Annotated in this window: 17 protein-coding genes; 13 read left to right on the top strand and 4 right to left on the bottom strand. The window is 30.2% G+C overall.

Annotated elements, in window-relative coordinates; genetic code table 11:
* Positions 1-42: 42 nt before the first annotated feature.
* On the bottom strand, positions 43-555 hold the full coding sequence (locus Q0O83_RS05410) for a nitroreductase family protein (RefSeq protein ID WP_294094831.1): 513 nt from the start codon (positions 553-555) through the stop codon (positions 43-45).
* A 121-nt stretch (positions 556-676) separates the two neighbouring features.
* Between Q0O83_RS05410 and rbr the strand changes: the two genes are divergently transcribed.
* From rbr to Q0O83_RS05375, 7 genes are all read left to right on the top strand, one after another.
* Positions 677-1,255, top strand: a complete 579-nt coding sequence (rbr, locus tag Q0O83_RS05405) for a rubrerythrin (protein WP_294094829.1) — start codon at positions 677-679, stop codon at positions 1,253-1,255.
* Between the two features lie 98 nt (positions 1,256-1,353).
* The gene (locus Q0O83_RS05400) at positions 1,354-2,223 is read left to right on the top strand and encodes a DMT family transporter (RefSeq protein ID WP_294094828.1); all 870 of its coding nucleotides are present in this window, start codon (positions 1,354-1,356) and stop codon (positions 2,221-2,223) included.
* Between the two features lie 85 nt (positions 2,224-2,308).
* Positions 2,309-3,106: an MBL fold metallo-hydrolase gene (locus tag Q0O83_RS05395; protein WP_294094827.1), complete on the top strand. Its 798-nt coding sequence runs from the start codon at positions 2,309-2,311 to the stop codon at positions 3,104-3,106.
* 19 nt (positions 3,107-3,125) lie between these two features.
* Positions 3,126-4,463, top strand: a complete 1,338-nt coding sequence (locus Q0O83_RS05390; RefSeq protein WP_294094825.1) for a Sapep family Mn(2+)-dependent dipeptidase — start codon at positions 3,126-3,128, stop codon at positions 4,461-4,463.
* A gap of 167 nt (positions 4,464-4,630) precedes the next feature.
* Positions 4,631-5,965 carry a H2O-forming NADH oxidase gene (gene nox / locus Q0O83_RS05385; RefSeq protein ID WP_294094823.1) on the top strand — a complete coding sequence of 445 codons (1,335 nt, stop codon included), beginning with the start codon at positions 4,631-4,633 and terminating at the stop codon, positions 5,963-5,965.
* A gap of 96 nt (positions 5,966-6,061) precedes the next feature.
* On the top strand, positions 6,062-6,685 hold the full coding sequence (locus Q0O83_RS05380; protein ID WP_294094821.1) for an OmpA family protein: 624 nt from the start codon (positions 6,062-6,064) through the stop codon (positions 6,683-6,685).
* 178 nt (positions 6,686-6,863) lie between these two features.
* Complete coding sequence (locus Q0O83_RS05375) at positions 6,864-8,240, top strand: carbon starvation protein A (protein ID WP_294094819.1); 1,377 nt, start codon at positions 6,864-6,866, stop codon at positions 8,238-8,240.
* A 35-nt stretch (positions 8,241-8,275) separates the two neighbouring features.
* On the opposite strand, the gene Q0O83_RS05370 is transcribed toward Q0O83_RS05375, so the two are convergent.
* Both Q0O83_RS05370 and Q0O83_RS05365 read right to left on the bottom strand, forming a co-directional pair.
* Positions 8,276-9,001 carry a LytTR family DNA-binding domain-containing protein gene (locus Q0O83_RS05370; RefSeq protein ID WP_294094817.1) on the bottom strand — a complete coding sequence of 242 codons (726 nt, stop codon included), beginning with the start codon at positions 8,999-9,001 and terminating at the stop codon, positions 8,276-8,278.
* Positions 8,998-10,662, bottom strand: coding sequence for a LytS/YhcK type 5TM receptor domain-containing protein (locus Q0O83_RS05365; RefSeq protein ID WP_294094816.1), 1,665 nt, complete (start codon positions 10,660-10,662; stop codon positions 8,998-9,000). Before Q0O83_RS05365 ends, Q0O83_RS05370 begins: the two co-directional genes overlap by 4 nt.
* Positions 10,663-10,766: 104 nt before the next feature.
* Between Q0O83_RS05365 and Q0O83_RS05360 the strand changes: the two genes are divergently transcribed.
* From Q0O83_RS05360 to Q0O83_RS05350, 3 genes are all read left to right on the top strand, one after another.
* Positions 10,767-11,162, top strand: a complete 396-nt coding sequence (locus Q0O83_RS05360) for a thioesterase family protein (RefSeq protein WP_294094813.1) — start codon at positions 10,767-10,769, stop codon at positions 11,160-11,162.
* A 15-nt stretch (positions 11,163-11,177) separates the two neighbouring features.
* Complete coding sequence (locus tag Q0O83_RS05355) at positions 11,178-12,509, top strand: deoxyribodipyrimidine photo-lyase (protein WP_294094810.1); 1,332 nt, start codon at positions 11,178-11,180, stop codon at positions 12,507-12,509.
* Positions 12,510-12,585: 76 nt separating this feature from the next.
* Positions 12,586-12,924 carry a hypothetical protein gene (locus tag Q0O83_RS05350; protein ID WP_294094808.1) on the top strand — a complete coding sequence of 113 codons (339 nt, stop codon included), beginning with the start codon at positions 12,586-12,588 and terminating at the stop codon, positions 12,922-12,924.
* A gap of 31 nt (positions 12,925-12,955) precedes the next feature.
* Here Q0O83_RS05350 and Q0O83_RS05345 read toward each other — a convergent pair whose 3' ends face one another.
* Positions 12,956-13,321: a C-GCAxxG-C-C family (seleno)protein gene (locus Q0O83_RS05345; RefSeq protein ID WP_294094805.1), complete on the bottom strand. Its 366-nt coding sequence runs from the start codon at positions 13,319-13,321 to the stop codon at positions 12,956-12,958.
* 143 nt (positions 13,322-13,464) lie between these two features.
* On the opposite strand from Q0O83_RS05345, the gene Q0O83_RS05340 reads away from it, so the two are divergent.
* The 3 genes from Q0O83_RS05340 to Q0O83_RS05330 all read left to right on the top strand — a co-directional run bounded on the left by Q0O83_RS05340 (position 13,465) and on the right by Q0O83_RS05330 (position 15,685).
* Positions 13,465-13,713, top strand: a complete 249-nt coding sequence (locus Q0O83_RS05340; RefSeq protein WP_294094804.1) for a hypothetical protein — start codon at positions 13,465-13,467, stop codon at positions 13,711-13,713.
* A gap of 281 nt (positions 13,714-13,994) precedes the next feature.
* Complete coding sequence (locus Q0O83_RS05335; protein WP_294094803.1) at positions 13,995-15,113, top strand: glycoside hydrolase family 88 protein; 1,119 nt, start codon at positions 13,995-13,997, stop codon at positions 15,111-15,113.
* The gene (locus tag Q0O83_RS05330) at positions 15,113-15,685 is read left to right on the top strand and encodes a hypothetical protein (RefSeq protein ID WP_294094801.1); all 573 of its coding nucleotides are present in this window, start codon (positions 15,113-15,115) and stop codon (positions 15,683-15,685) included. The genes Q0O83_RS05335 and Q0O83_RS05330 overlap by 1 nt, the downstream gene beginning before the upstream one ends.
* Positions 15,686-15,709 lie beyond the last annotated feature (24 nt).

The raw sequence follows: 15,709 nt of genomic DNA, 5'->3' as shown, positions 1-15,709 counted from the left end.
AGGATTATTGTGACTCTATAAAGTTACAATAATCCTTTTTTTTTAAAACTTATCAATATGAATTTTAGAAAAGTCCATATCATTTTCATTTCGAGGTATTTTTTCTTCGTTTGGGTATCCTAGTGAAATAATTGAAACTATTTTGAAATGAGATGGTATTGATAATAAATTTTTTATATAAATTTCAGAATCGATTCCATCACTAGTTTTTCTATCTTTTACATTTATCCAGCAACTACCTAAGCCAAGTTGAAAAGCTTTTAGTTGAATTGTGAATGATGCAATAGAGGAGTCCTCGTTCCAAGTGTTTGATATCTCAGGATTTCCCAGAACAATAATTGCTGTGTCAGCTTCACTTAACATAGCTGAACCAACTTTTTTGGAAAAAGATAATTTATTTAAAATATCTTTATTTTGAGTTAGAATTAATTCAAATGGTTTTAAGTTTCTTCCAGAAGGTGAGGCTAAAGTAGTTTTTAAAATTTCATCTAATTTTTCTTTTTCAATATTTTGTGTAGTGTATTTTCTAATAGTTCTTCTTGATAAAAAATCCATATGTATCCTCCTGATATTATTTTATTTTTTATCTTATCACATAAAATAAAATAATAAAAAGGAAAAAAATAAAATAATAGAATAATATCTAGGAATACAAATAAGGAGGTAACTTAATAAAATGGTAAAATCGATTAGAGGATCTAAAACTGAACAAAATTTATTAAAGGCTTTTGCAGGGGAATCACAAGCAAGACAAAGATATACAATGTTTGCAGAAAAAGCTAAGAGTGAAGGTTATGAGCAGATAGCTGCATTATTTGAAGAAACAGCTTTAAATGAACAATATCATGCTAGAAGATTTTTCTCATTTTTAGAGGGAGGTCCTGTTGAGATAACAGCAACATATCCAGCTGGAATTGTTGGAACAACTATGGAGAACTTAGAAGAGGCTGCAGAAGGTGAATATGAAGAGTGGGCAGAGCTTTATCCTGGATTTGCTGAGGTGGCGATTGAAGAGGGGTATCCACAGGTAGCAGCGGCGTTTAAAGCGATAGTTGAAGTAGAAAAGCTACATGAAAAAAGATATCGTAAACTTCTTGATAATTTAGGTAGAGAGTTAGTGTTTAAAAAAGATGAAGATGTGAGATGGAAATGTAGAAAATGTGGTTATGTTCATTCAGGAAAAGAAGCTCCTAAGGTGTGCCCATCATGTTTAGAAAAACAGAAAGAGTTTGAAATGGAGTGTGTAAACTATTAAAATTGATTTAGAGAGGATTATATCCTCTCTATTTTTTCATTTCAAATTAAATTTGAAATAGTGTAAAATAATTAAAAAACAAAAATGGGGGGAGATTCATGATAGGAGAAAGTTTAGCACTTTTAGCAGCGTTTGGATGGGTGGGAAGTTCTATCTTTTTAGAGAAAGCAAGCAAAGAAGCAGGAAGTTTAGCTGTAAATTTAATTAGATTAGTTTTAGCAATGGTATTTTTAGGCATGATAACACAAATGAATAGAGGAATGTTACTACCTCTAGATGTTTCTAAAGAGTCTTTAAAATATCTATCTGTATCAGGATTATTTGGATTATTTTTAGGAGATTTCTTTTTATTTAAAGCTTATTTGAAAATAGGTCCTCGAATTACACTGCTTGTAATGACGTTTAGTCCTATAGCAGTATCAATATTAAGTTTTTTTATTTTAAAAGAGAAAATAGAGCTATTAAAAATAGTAGGAATGCTATTGACAATAAGTGGAATTGCAATGGTTATTTTAAAGAAGAAAAGTGATGAGAGCTTTTCAAAATTAGGGTTTGTATATGCTGTATTAGCTATGTTAGGAGAGAGTTTTGGAATTGTTTTCACTCGAATGGGTTCTATAGATTATGATTCTTTTGCAACAATACAAGTCAGAACAATTCCAGCTATATTAGCTTTTATTTTGTATATAACGTATCGTAAAGAGTGGGACGACATAAAGGATGGAGCAGTGAATAAAAAAGCGATGTTATATATATCATTAGGGACAATTATAGCAACAATGGGTGTAACATCTTTAGTCGAAGCGATGAAGCATGCACATGTTGGAATTGTGAGTACATTAGCTGCAACAAGTCCGATATTAATAATACCAATATCAATAGTTTGTTTTAAAGAAAAGATATCTGCTTTAGAAGTAGTCGGTGCAATGGTTTCTTTTGTTGGGATAACAACATTTTTCATACTATAAAACTTGATTTTTTATAATAAAAACAATATAATTATTTTTAATAAAATAAAAAAGGAAGGGATAAAAAATAGAGATACAGGTCTTGGTGGAAAATAAAAGTTCAAATAAAGAGTTAGCAAAGGAGCATGGCCTCTCTTTGTATATAGAAACGAAAGGTTTGAAAATATTATTCGATGTTGGAGAGAGTAAAAAGTTTTGGAAAAATGCTGAAAAATTAGGATTGAATTTAGAAGAGGTGAATTATCTGATTTTATCTCATGGTCATAAAGATCATGGAGGGGGACTTTCATATTTTCTAAAGAGGAATAAAAAAGCAAAGATTTATTGTAGTGAATATTATTTTGAAAAGCATTATAAGAAAATTTTTGGAGCGTATATAGATATAGGAATTCCTTATGAATATCTAGATGTTGAAAGATTTAATTTTGTGGAGGATACCTTAGAAATTGAAAATTTAAAGTTATTTCATTGTTTTGATAGGGAAAGTTATAATCCATTGAATGAAAGTCTTTATATAAAAAATGATAATGGTGAGTATATAAAAGATAATTTTAAGCACGAATTAAATCTAATAGTCGAAGAGGAAAACATTAAAGCTTTATTTATCGGATGTGCTCATAAAGGTGTGAGTAATATTTTAGATGAGTGTGAAGCTCGTGGTGATAGAGTAAATACAATAGTAGGAGGGTTTCACCTTTCAAGTAGAACAAGTTTAAATAAAAATGAAAAATATATAGATGAAACGATAGAGTATTTGAGTAAAAGTAAAGTTGAAAAGTTATATCCTTGTCATTGTACTGGAGAGTATGGTATGAAGCGAATGAAAGAGAAAAGTGGAATTTATATATTGGATATTCAAGTGGGAAGTAAAATAAATTTATAGTTAAAATAGGGAGAGAACGTTGAAGTATAAAAAATTAAATGAAAAATTTCCAGAATTTATAAAAAATTTAGATAGGTTGGTAAAAATTCCTAGTTTTTTACAAGAGGATGAAAGTGGTTATCCATTTGGAAAAGAGATACAAAATGTATTAGAAGAAACTTTAAAAATTTGTAAAGAGTTAGGATTCAAAACTTTTATTGATCCAGAAGGGTATTATGGGTATGCTGAAATTGGAGTTGGAGAAAAATTAGTAGGTGTTTTAGGACATCTAGATGTAGTTCCACCAGGAGATTTAAAAAAGTGGAAAAATCCACCTTTTGAGCCTAAAGTTGAAGATGGAAAATATTTTGGAAGAGGATCTCAAGATGATAAAGGTCCTACATTGGCTGCTATATATGCCCTAAAAATTTTATTAGAAACTGGATTTGAATTAGATTACAGAGTAAGATTTATATTTGGAACAGATGAGGAAAATCTTTGGAGAGATATGCCTAAATATGTTGAGAAAGAGGAGATGCCTACTGTAGGATTTACACCAGATTCTAAATTTCCATTGATATATGCAGAAAAGGGGCTGTTACAGTGTAAGCTTATTTCTGAAAATGAAAGTGGAATGATATTTAAAGGTGGAGATGCATTTAACTCAGTTCCTTCAACGATTACAGTTCAAAAATCAAAGGGGCTTATAGAGGCATTAGAAAAATTAAATTATGAGTATTTAGAAAAAAATGGATGTGTTGAAATAATTGGAAAAAGTGTTCATGCTCAAGTAGCTGAAACAGGTGTAAATGCAATTAATAGATATATGCACGCTTTGAATGAGTGTGGACAAAATACAAAATCTGGTAAATTTATAGTGGAAAATATTATTGGTTATAATTTTGCAGAGCCTATTTTTGGAGAGGTGAAGGATGAACATTCTGGAGAATTAAAATTTAATATTGGTAAAATTGAATTTACAGAAAAAGAAGAGATTTTATGTATTGATATGAGAATACCGGTGACATATAGTGTGGAAAATATAATAGAAACAATAACAAAAAAGGCTTCTGAGTATGGATTTAGATATAAACCACACGACTATTTAAAATCTATCTATACACCTTTGGATTCACCTTTAGTAAAAACATTGATGTCAGCTTATCAAGAGATAACAGAAGATGTAATTTCTCAACCAATAGCTGGAGGGGGAGCTACGTATGCAAGAGCAATAAATAACTGTGTAGCGTTTGGTGCAGTTTTACCAAACAGCCCAAAAACAGAGCATCAGCCGAATGAGTACATAGTGTTAGATGACATAAAATTAGCTATGAAAATATATATGAGAGCATTTGAAAAATTTAAAGACTATAGATAAAAATATTAAAATTAACGGGGATAAAAAAACATCCTCGTTTTATTTTGATTAAAAAAATATGAATTACAGGTCATAATTTAATCGTAAAAACAATTGACTTACGAATACTAAAAAGGTATACTTTGGTTGAATATATATCAAATAAAATGGATTTTAGGAGGCAAATTATGAGTAAAATAGTAGTAGTAGGAGCAAATCACGCTGGAACAGCAGCAATTAACACAATTTTATCTAACTACCCAGGTCAAGAGGTAGTAGTATTTGATAAAAACTCAAACATTAGCTTTTTAGGATGTGGAATGGCTTTATGGATAGGAAAACAAATTTCAGGACCTGAAGGATTATTCTACTCTTCACAAGAAAAGTTAGAGTGTAATGGTGCTAAAGTTCATATGGAAACAGAGATAAAAAGAGTAGATTTTGACAATAAAGTTGTTTATGGAATGGATAAAAATGGAAATGAGATAGCAGAATCTTATGATAAGTTAATATTATCAACAGGATCATTACCAATAGATTTACCAATTCCAGGAAAAGATTTAGAAAATGTTCAATTTGTAAAATTATATCAACATGCTGAAGATGTAATAAAAAAATTAGAAAATAAAGAGTTAAAAAATATAGTAGTAGTTGGAGCAGGATATATTGGTGTTGAGTTAGCAGAGGCGTTCCAAAGATGTGGAAAGAATGTAGAGTTAGTTGATTTAAGTGACAGTTGCTTATCAGGTTACTATGATTCTGAATTCAGAGAGATGATGAAAGAAAATATGGTAAAAAATGGAGTTAACGTAAACTTTGGAGAGAAAGTATTAGAACTTAAAGGAAACGGAAAAGTTGAAGAAGTTGTAACAGATAAGAAAACTTACAAAGCTGATATGGTCATTTTAGCTGTTGGTTTTGTACCAAATAATATCTTAGGAAAAGAAAATTTAGAGTTATTTAGAAATGGAGCTTACAGAGTAGATTTAACTCAAAAGTCAAGTTTAGAAGATGTTTATGCAATTGGAGATTGTGCTACAGTTTACGATAACTCAATCGAAGATACAAACTACATAGCTTTAGCAACAAATGCAGTTCGTTCAGGTATCGTTGCAGCTCATAACGTGTGTGGAACTAAATTAGAGAGTATTGGAGTTCAAGGTTCAAATGGAATCTCAATATATGGATTAAATATGGTTTCAACGGGATTAACTTTAGAGAAAGCAAAAGCTTTAGGATATGATGCAATTGCAACTGAGTTCGCGGATCTACAAAAACCTGGATTTATCGAACATGATAATGATACTGTATTCTTAAAAATAGTTTATGATAAAAATACAAGAAGAGTTTTAGGAGCTCAAATGGCTTCGAGACAAGATATCTCAATGGGAATTCATATGTTCTCACTTGCTATTCAAGAGAAAGTGACTATAGATAAGATTAAACTATTAGATATATTCTTCTTACCTCACTTTAACCAACCATATAACTACATTACAATGGCTGCATTAAGTGCAAAATAATTATTAAAAAAGTTAGTTAGAAAAGTAACATAGAATTCTTGACATGTTCCTTCATATATTAGATAATATAAGAAGTATCGAAATAGGAGGAACAAAATGAGAAACAAGAAAACAATAGCTATGTTATTACTGACAACATCTCTTCTAGGGGCTTGTAGTACTGCAGATAAAAAAACTAGTGGAACTGTAAAAGGTGCAGCAGCAGGAGCACTAATAGGTCAATTAGTAGGAAAAGATACAAAGGGAACACTTATAGGTGCTGGAATAGGAGCGTTAGCAGGACTTGGTTGGGGAGCGTATAAAGATGCTCAGTACAAAGAGTTTATGAATGCGTTAAATAGTACAAATATAACTGTGACAAATAACAAGGATAATATAAACTTAAGATTACCTGGAGAATCATCTTTTAAAAGTGGAAGTTCAATTTTAAATGGTGGGTTCTATGCACCTTTAAATTCGATAGCTGATATTATGAATAGATATCCTGAGACGAAGATTCAAGTTTCAGGATATACAGATAACACAGGAAATCCAAACTCAAATTTAAATCTTTCATTACAAAGAGCTCAAAGTGTAGCTAATTATTTATCTGCTCAAGGAGTATCTCCAAGTAGAATTTCAAGTGTGGGGTATGGAGATAGAAATCCTGTAGGATCAAACTCAACAATTGAAGGAAAAGCTTTAAATAGAAGAGTAGAGATTAATATATATCAAAAATAAGAGAAAAGGCTTTCGAGCCTTTTTTTTGTTTCAAAAATTGAAGGTAAATAAAGGTATTTAAGTGTATAAAAATACAATTCAAGTATTGAAATAGTCGTTTTATTCCAAAAAAGTTACAAAATGGTAAAAATAAAGTTATAATTTACCGTGAAAAGAAATGTAAATAGGGAGGTTTATAATGATTAGTTTTATAGGGTCATTGATAGCATTAATTTTAGGTTATGTAATCTATGGAAAGTATGTAGAGAAAGTATTTGGTATTAGTGAGAAAGAAACACCGGCGGTTCGTTTAGCAGACGGTGTAGATTATGTTGAGTTAGATTGGAAAAAAGCATTTTTAATTCAGTTTCTAAATATTGCTGGATTAGGACCGATATTTGGAGCAGTAGCAGGAGCACTTTGGGGACCAGCAGCATTTTTATGGATTGTTTTTGGATGTATTTTTGCAGGAGCAACACACGATTACTTATCAGGAATGCTTTCTGTTAGACACGATGGAGCAACAATAGCAGAGATAGTAGGTCATTATTTAGGGGATAACGCTAAAAAAATTATGAGAGTATTTTCAGTTGTATTGCTAGTTTTAGTTGGAGTTGTATTTGTAAATGGTCCAGCGGGAATATTAGCAAGTATGACAAGTGTAGGGACTTTAACATGGGTAGCAATAATAATTGCATACTATATGCTTGCAACAGTTTTACCTGTTGATAAATTGATAGGGAAAATATATCCAATATTTGGAGCTTCATTGATTATTATGGGAATAGGTATTGGTGGAGGACTAATCTTCCAAGGGTATAATATACCAGAGATTTCATTAGTAAATTTACATCCTAAAGGAACATCTATCTATCCATATTTATTTATAACAATAGCATGTGGAGCGATTTCTGGATTCCATGCAACACAATCACCTCTTATGGCTAGATGTATGAAGAGTGAAAAAGAGGGAAGAAGAGTGTTTTATGGATCAATGATAGCAGAGGGGGTTATAGCACTTGTTTGGGCAGCAGCAGCAATGTCGTTCTTTGGTGGAACAGAGGGACTTATGAATGCAGGACCAGCAGGAGTTGTAGTAAATACAATATCAAATAGTATATTAGGAAAAGTTGGAGGAGCTTTAGCATTATTAGGAGTTGTAGCTTGTCCAATAACATCAGGAGATACAGCATTTAGAAGTGCAAGACTAGCAATAGCGGATGCAATTGACTACAAACAAGGGCCAATAAAAAATAGATTTATGATAGCAATACCACTGTTTGCAGTAGGAATTGGTTTATGTTTTATAGATTTCGCAATTATTTGGAGATATTTTGCATGGTCAAATCAAACTTTAGCAACGATAGCACTATGGGCTGGAGCGGTATATTTAGCTAAAGAGGATAAAAATCATTGGATAGCAACTATACCGGCGACATTTATGACTGCGGTAGTTACAACATATATACTGATAGCACCAGAAGGATTTAGATTGTCAGAAACTATAGGTTATGTGGTTGGAATAGTAGGAGCAATAGTAGCTTTAGGATTATTCTTAAAAAAGATAAAAAAGTAATAAATAAAAAATCTCTCTGATTTAGGAGAGATTTTTTATTTTATAGTTAAAATTTCTTTAAGCTCTTTAACTTTATTTCTACTTACAGGAATTTTAAAGTTAGAATTTGAAACTTTTAAAATATAAGTTCCATTAAACCAAGGTTCTACTTCAATAATTTTATCAATATTTACAATATATGAACGATGGCATCTAAAAAATAGCTCTTCTGAGAGAATATTTTCTAGTTGAGAAATTTTTAATTTTGATGTGTGCATTATTTCTTTTGTAAAAATATTTGTTTCTTTTTCATCAGCTTCAATATATAGAATATTATCAGTTGAAATTACTAACATTTTTGAATCACAGTTAACAGTTATTTTCTTTATATTATGATCTTTTGAAGGAGAATCACTTTTCCTTATGTCTTCTGCAATATTTTTAAGAAGATTTATGATTCTCTCTTCTGAATATGGTTTTAGAATATAATCGAAAGCTTTTATTTCAAAGGCTTCAACTGCGAAATCTTTATATGCAGATATAAAAACTAATTTTATATTTTTATTAACTCGGTGAATTATTTTTCCAAGAGTCATACCATCTAGCTCAGGCATATTTATATCTAAAAATACAACATCAACTTCATTGGCTTCCACATATTTTAAAGCATCTATTGGGTTTTCAAACTCTTTTTCGAGCTGGAAGTTGTGATCACTATTAATGAAAAATTTTAACTCCTCTCTAGCTGGAAATTCATCTTCAACAACTATACATTTAATCATTTTTCCTCCTGGTCAATATAGAATGAAATTTTTGTTCCGTTACTTAGGCGTTCTATATTTAATCCTTTACCATAAATAAGTTTTAAACGATTGTGAACATTTTTTAAGCCTATATTTTTTTCAATTTTATTATTTATATTTTTGATAATTTCTGGATCAATTCCAATGCCGTCATCTTCTATGGAGATTAAGCATTTTAGATATGTTTTTTTAATCGTAATCTTAACTTTTCCAGAACCACTTCTTTTTAATAAACCGTGTTTTATACTATTTTCAACAAGCGGTTGAATAGTTAAACTAGGTATTTTTAAGTTCTCTAAATTTTGATCAAAATCATAAATAACTTCAATCCTATCTTGAAACCTTGCTTTTTCTATATTTATATAAGCTTTAACTTGTTCTAACTCTTTCTCTAAGGGAACAAGTTTGTCTGTATTTTCTAAATTGTATCTAAGATAAGTTGATAAATCAATAATAATCTCTCTTGCCTTACTTGGATTAAATCTAACGAAAGAAGCTGTCGTATTCAGAGCATTAAATAAAAAGTGTGGATTTATTTGTGCCTGAAGAGCTTTTAGCTCAGCATCTCTAGCCATAGTTTTTAAATTCTCTATTTTACTTATTTCGAGTTGAGTAGATATAAGTTGGGAAAGACCAATAGCCAAATATTTTTTTCGAACCGTTATATTTTCTTCGTTTTTAAAGTATATTTTTAATGTTCCTGATACTCGTTCATCTTGAAAAAGAGGAGTGATAATACAAGATTTTATACCTTTTTCAGAATACCAAAAATCATTTAGTTCGCTATCTCTATCAAAAATTAAAACTTCACCAGAAGATAAAACTTTTTTTGTTGCATCACTTTGAATACTTTGATATTTCATACAAAAATCTTTATTTTTAAAAGCGTTTGCTATTATAAAATTTTTGTCAGTAATAACAACAGTTTCAGCTTTCAATGATTGAAGTAAAATTTTACAAACATTATCAAGAGATTCTCCTTTTTTAAAAAAAGGAAGAGTTTGATTGGCAATTTCAAGGGCTAGTTTAGCTTGAGTTCCAGCTTCTCGCTCTTTTTCTTCTAAAATTTCTTCAGTAATAATAATAATGACGGCGACACCTATTCCATTTATAAATATCATCGGAAGATAAAGATTTTTAACAATATCTAGAGCTAATATTCTGTTGTTAGAAAGGATTAGTATAAGCAACATACTTAGATTTTCAACGAAAACTCCTGCGAAGAAACCAAGAAGAGAACGGTTGTTAGAGTTAGCTTTTTTGTATAGATAGCTAGTGATAAATCCTCCTAAAACTGTAGCAATAGAGCATGGAATCGCAGTGAGTTGGCTAACTCCTATAGAGGCTCTATGTATACCAGCAACAATACCCGAAATAATAGCTACTTCAGGACCTGCAAGCATACCACCAACAATAACTCCAATGTTTCTGGTATTTGCAATAGCGCCTTTATAATCAACACCAATATAAGTTCCTAAAATAGCTAGACCAGAAAAAACAATTGAAAGTATTATGGTGTCTTTTTTAGTGTGTTTCTCTCTTATGAAAATATTTTTAGCACTTTTGAACCGGGAAAAGAAAAATGCGATAGCTATAATATAGCCTAGAGTATTAAAAAGTTTACTTGCTAATTCGAACATAAAACACCTCTAAATTATGATTTTAATTATATCATATAAAAAAGAAAATTAACAAACTAGAAGAAATATTGTTATAATGAAAAAAAGAAAAAGGAGTGTAAATTATGTTTGTAATAGATTATAAAGTAACGATATCTGATATAAATTATGGTGGTCATATGGGAAATGAAAGGGCTCTTCTTTTGTTTCAAGAAGTAAGGATTAACCTTTTTAAAATTTTGGGTGGAAGCGAAATTAATTTAGGTGAAAATGTGGGAACAATTCAAAAAGATGCCCATGTTTATTATAAAGGTGAGGTTTATCTAGGAGAGAAATTGAAGGTGAAAATTGTAGGAGCTGAACTAAAAAAAGCTTCTATAAATTTTTTATATGAAATAGAAAATGAAAACAATCAGATTGTAATAGAGGGAACAACGTTGATTGTAGGATTTAATTATACTTTAAAAAAAATTTCCAAATTTCCAGAAGAGTTATTAACAAAGTTAAAAAATATCATCTAGTTAGGAGGGTACTTTATGGATATAGAGAGAATTAAATATTTAAAGATAAATGAAGATAAAATAGGGCAGTATATAGTTTATTGGATGCAGGAGACTCAAAGGGTAAGTTATAACTTTTCTTTAGAAAAGGCTATAGAAGTTGCAAATGAATCTAAGTTGCCACTTTATGTAATGTTTAACTATATAAAAAATTATCCTGAAGCATCTGAAAGACATTTTAAGTTTATGCTTCAAGGACTAAAAGATGTTCATGATATTTTGAAGAAGTATGGTATTCGTTTTATTTTATTAGAAGGAGATTTACAAAAAAATATATTAGAAATTTCAAAAGATGCTCAAGTGTTGATTTGGGATAAAAGTTATCTCAGGTCTCAAAGGAGTAGTCGAGAAAAACTTTTGAAAAAATTGAATGTAACTACAATTGAAGTAGAGAATAACGTTGTTGTACCTGTAGAGGTTGCTAGTTTTAAAGAGGAATATAGTGCAAAAACATTTAGAGATAAATATGTAAAGGTAAAGGATAGATTTTTAAAAAAATATGATTATAAAATAGATATAAAATTTACTTATGATGATTTTGTAGATGACAAGTTTAAAAAGAAAGATCAGTCACAATTTTTTCTTCCTCAAAGTAAACAAGTCTTAGATGGAGATTTTATTGGAGGTGAGATAGAAGCTAAAAAAATATTGAAAAAATTTATAGAAGAAAAATTAGAGTTTTATTCGAAGAAAGGGCCTGATAATGAATTAAGCTCTAAACTTTCTCCATATCTACATTTTGGTCAAATATCATCACTTGAAATTTGGAGTGAGTTGGATAAAACTAAGAGTTTAGAAACGTCAAAAGGTGAATTTTTAGAGGAGCTTTTAATAAGAAGAGAGTTAGCGATAAATTTTGTATATTATAATTTAAAATATGATAGCTGGGATGGTATTAGTTATAAGTGGGCTTATGAAACATTAGAAAAGCACTCAAGTGACCAAAGGCAGTATTTATATTCTTTAGAAGAATTAGAAAATTATAAAACACATGACATTTATTGGAATGCAGCACAAAAGCAAATGGTAGATACAGGATATATGGAAAGTTATATGAGAATGTATTGGTGTAAAAAAATATTGGAGTGGACAGCTTCCCCTCAGAAAGCATATGAAGTTGCAATAAATTTAAATAATAAATACTTTTATGACGGAAGGGATCCCAACTCTTACGCAGGAGTGGCTTGGTGTTTTGGGAAGCATGATCGAGCATGGAAAGAGAGAGAAATTTTTGGAAAAGTCAGATATATGAATAGTTCTGGTTTGGAAAGAAAATTTGATATGGGGAAATATATAAAAAAATTATGAAATAAAGAAGGAAAATATCGAGTTATGGTTAACAATAATATAACAATATCTTAATTCGTTTTGAGGAGGAATTAAAATGAAAAAAATAACTATGTTAGCATTATTAGCAATAAGCGCACTTATGGTAGCGTGCTCGAGTGAAAAAGAGGAGGCTAAACCAGCACCAGAAGCACCTGTAATAGAAGCTCCAGTGGTAGCAGAAAAAGCTGCAGCGGTAGAAGCAACTGTTCAGCAGGATGTAAAACAAAATGTAGAAACAGCAACTCAAAGTGTTGATACAACAACTGAAAAAATAGGTGCTGAAATAGAAAAAGTTGGAGATGCAGCAAAAGAGAAAGTAGATGCTGGTGTCGACGCAGCAAAAGAGAAAGTTGAAGCTGGCGTGGATATGTTAAAAGAGAAAATAGCAAACTAAATAAAAAAATAAGGGGTAGATAAATCTACTCCTATTTTTCTTTTAAGATCTCTTCTAATTTTTCATAAGTATATTCTACAATCTCTTGGCAGCTAGTACCTGATTTTTTTAAATCTACGCATAACTCAGAGTTATATTTCTCTTTAATATCTTTTAAAAGCTCATTTGATAATGCTCTAGCCCTATTTTCTTCTAGGTAAGTTTCTCTACCTTTTAAAAAACCAATAACAAGAACAGCAGCATTAACAGCTCCACATAGACTACCAATAGTAGCACCAGTTCCCATACCACTTCCTAAAGCTACAGGAATAGTTGTTCCGTTATTTTTATTAAATGATGCGATTATACTTTCAGCACAATTAAGCTGTCCCTTAACATACTCTACTTTTTTATTCATAAAACACTCCTTAGATAAATGATAATTTGATTATAATCCTGAAAAGAAGTCGTGTCAATAGTAAGTATAAACAGAGTGAATTTGAAAAGATATAAAAAAGAGGGTAAACTTTTATTAGAGTTCAAATCATAAAGGGGGTAGTTATGGTATTGAAGAAAATAACAGTAGGATTGGTTTCGGTTTTGAAAGTTTTTTCAGAGATTTTATATGAAGTTTTAAAAAAGTTTTCGATATTTTATTATATGATATTTATTGTAGGTTTATTAATATCTATAAAAAATAATACTGTAAGTTTTGAGGTCATTTTAGTCTCGATAGCTTTTTTAATAATGAGTTGGGGATACTGTAAATTTTATACTAGGATACATGATATTTTAGAGAAAAACGTTTAATTTAAAGGGAAGTCTGAATGACTTCTCTTTTTTTGTTTTGAATTAAACTTATAACGATGTGTGTTCTTTTTTAGGTCGAAAAAAGTATATAGTGAATAAAAGTAGTTGATTTTTATAGTTTGTAGATAAAAAAATAATTGACAACACTTGAATTAAAATGTATACTAAACACAAAATCGTATACAATCTTTGCAAACGTATACAAAAAAGTTGCGATATGATGAAGTATTAAAAATTTAAAATAAAAAATTAAATAGAGAACACGGAGGGAACACTTAATTATGAAAATGTTACAAGTTGAAAACTACATAGAGGCTTACTTAAAGAGTTATCAAGACTATAAAACAGAGTGGAACTATGAAGATGGATGCATACTGATAGGGGCAGAGGCATTATATAAAGCTACAAAAGACAAAAAATACTTAGAATTTATTTTGAATTATTTAGATAAAAGAATTGATAAAAATGGGAAAATAGCAGATTTGAATCCGGTGGAATACAATATTGATAATATAAACTCAGGAAGAGTTTTATTTACAGCATTCAAAGAAACAAATAATATAAAATATGAAAAAGCTACTGAAAGTGTAAAGTATTTGCTAAATATTCATCCAAGAACATTGGAAGGAAACTTCTGGCATAAAGGAAGATATCCTTATCAAGTTTGGTTAGATGGACTGTATATGGCTCAACCATTTCTTACAATCTACTCAAATGAAAAAAATGATGAAAATGGCATAAAGGATGTTTTAAATCAATTTAGAAATGTAAGAAAAAATCTATTCTGTGACGATAAAAAACTATATTTCCATGGTTTTGATGAAACAAAAACTATGAATTGGGCAGATAAGGAAACAGGAAGATCGAAAAATTTCTGGGCAAGAGCAGTGGGTTGGTATGCGATGGCCTTAGTTGATGTTATTGAGGGGATTGATAATGTAGCATTTAAATCTTATAAAGATGAACTTGTAAAGCTATATGTAGAACTTATGGAGGGAATTGTAAAATATCAAGATGAGTCAGGCTTATGGTATCAAGTTATGGCTTTAGAAGGAAAAGAAGGAAACTACTTAGAGACTTCAGCTACACTAATGTTTGCATACTCATTGTTAAAAGGAGTTAGACTAAATCTAATTGATAAAATTTATTTAGAAAAAGGGAGAAAAGCTTTTGATGGAGTTGTTATGAATAATTTAAAAGAAAAAGCTGGAAAATTAGAGTTAGGAAATATATGTATAATGGCGGGATTAAATGGACTTATACCATTTAATGGAGATAGAGATGGAAGTTTTGAATATTATATATCTGAAAAAGTAGGCTCTAATGATCCAAAAGGAGTAGGACCTCTATTTAAAGCTTATAGTGAAATAATATTATTAGGCGATAAAGGAGGTAACTAATGAAAATAGATATATTGGTAATCGTAATTTACTTTATGTTTATGATGGCGATAGGATACTTCTTCCAAAAGCATGCTTCGAATTCAACAAGTGACTATTTTTCTGGTGGAGGAAAAATGTTGTGGTGGATGGTTGGAGGAACAGCTTTTATGACTCAATTTAGTGCTATGACTTTTACAGGAATGGCAGGGGATGCATTTACAAAAGGAATTGGTCCAGTTGTTGTATTCTATGCAAATGCATTAGGATATTTAACTTGTTTCTTATGGTTTGCACCGAAAGCAAGACAATTACGAATTGCAACTCCGATAGAGGGAATAAGAATGAGATTTGGAAATACAAGTGAGCAAGCTTTTACCTGGGCAATTATGTTACCAAATATAATCTCGGCGGGTGTTTGGTTAAATGCACTAGCAATATTTGCAAGTGCTGTATTTGAAGTTTCGATAGATATTACTATAATAGTGACAGGATTAGTTGTTTTATTTATGTCTTTAACAGGTGGAGCATGGGCTGTAATAGCATCGGATTTTATGCAGATGATAATTTTAATGGTGCGACACGTTTCGTAATGAAAAGTTACGACATGTTAAAAG

It is taken from the genome of uncultured Cetobacterium sp., assembly GCF_945952365.1.
Taxonomy (GTDB): Bacteria; Fusobacteriota; Fusobacteriia; order Fusobacteriales; family Fusobacteriaceae; genus Cetobacterium_A.
Note: the sequence above shows the minus strand (reverse complement) of the source record. Positions and strands in the feature narration are given on the sequence as shown.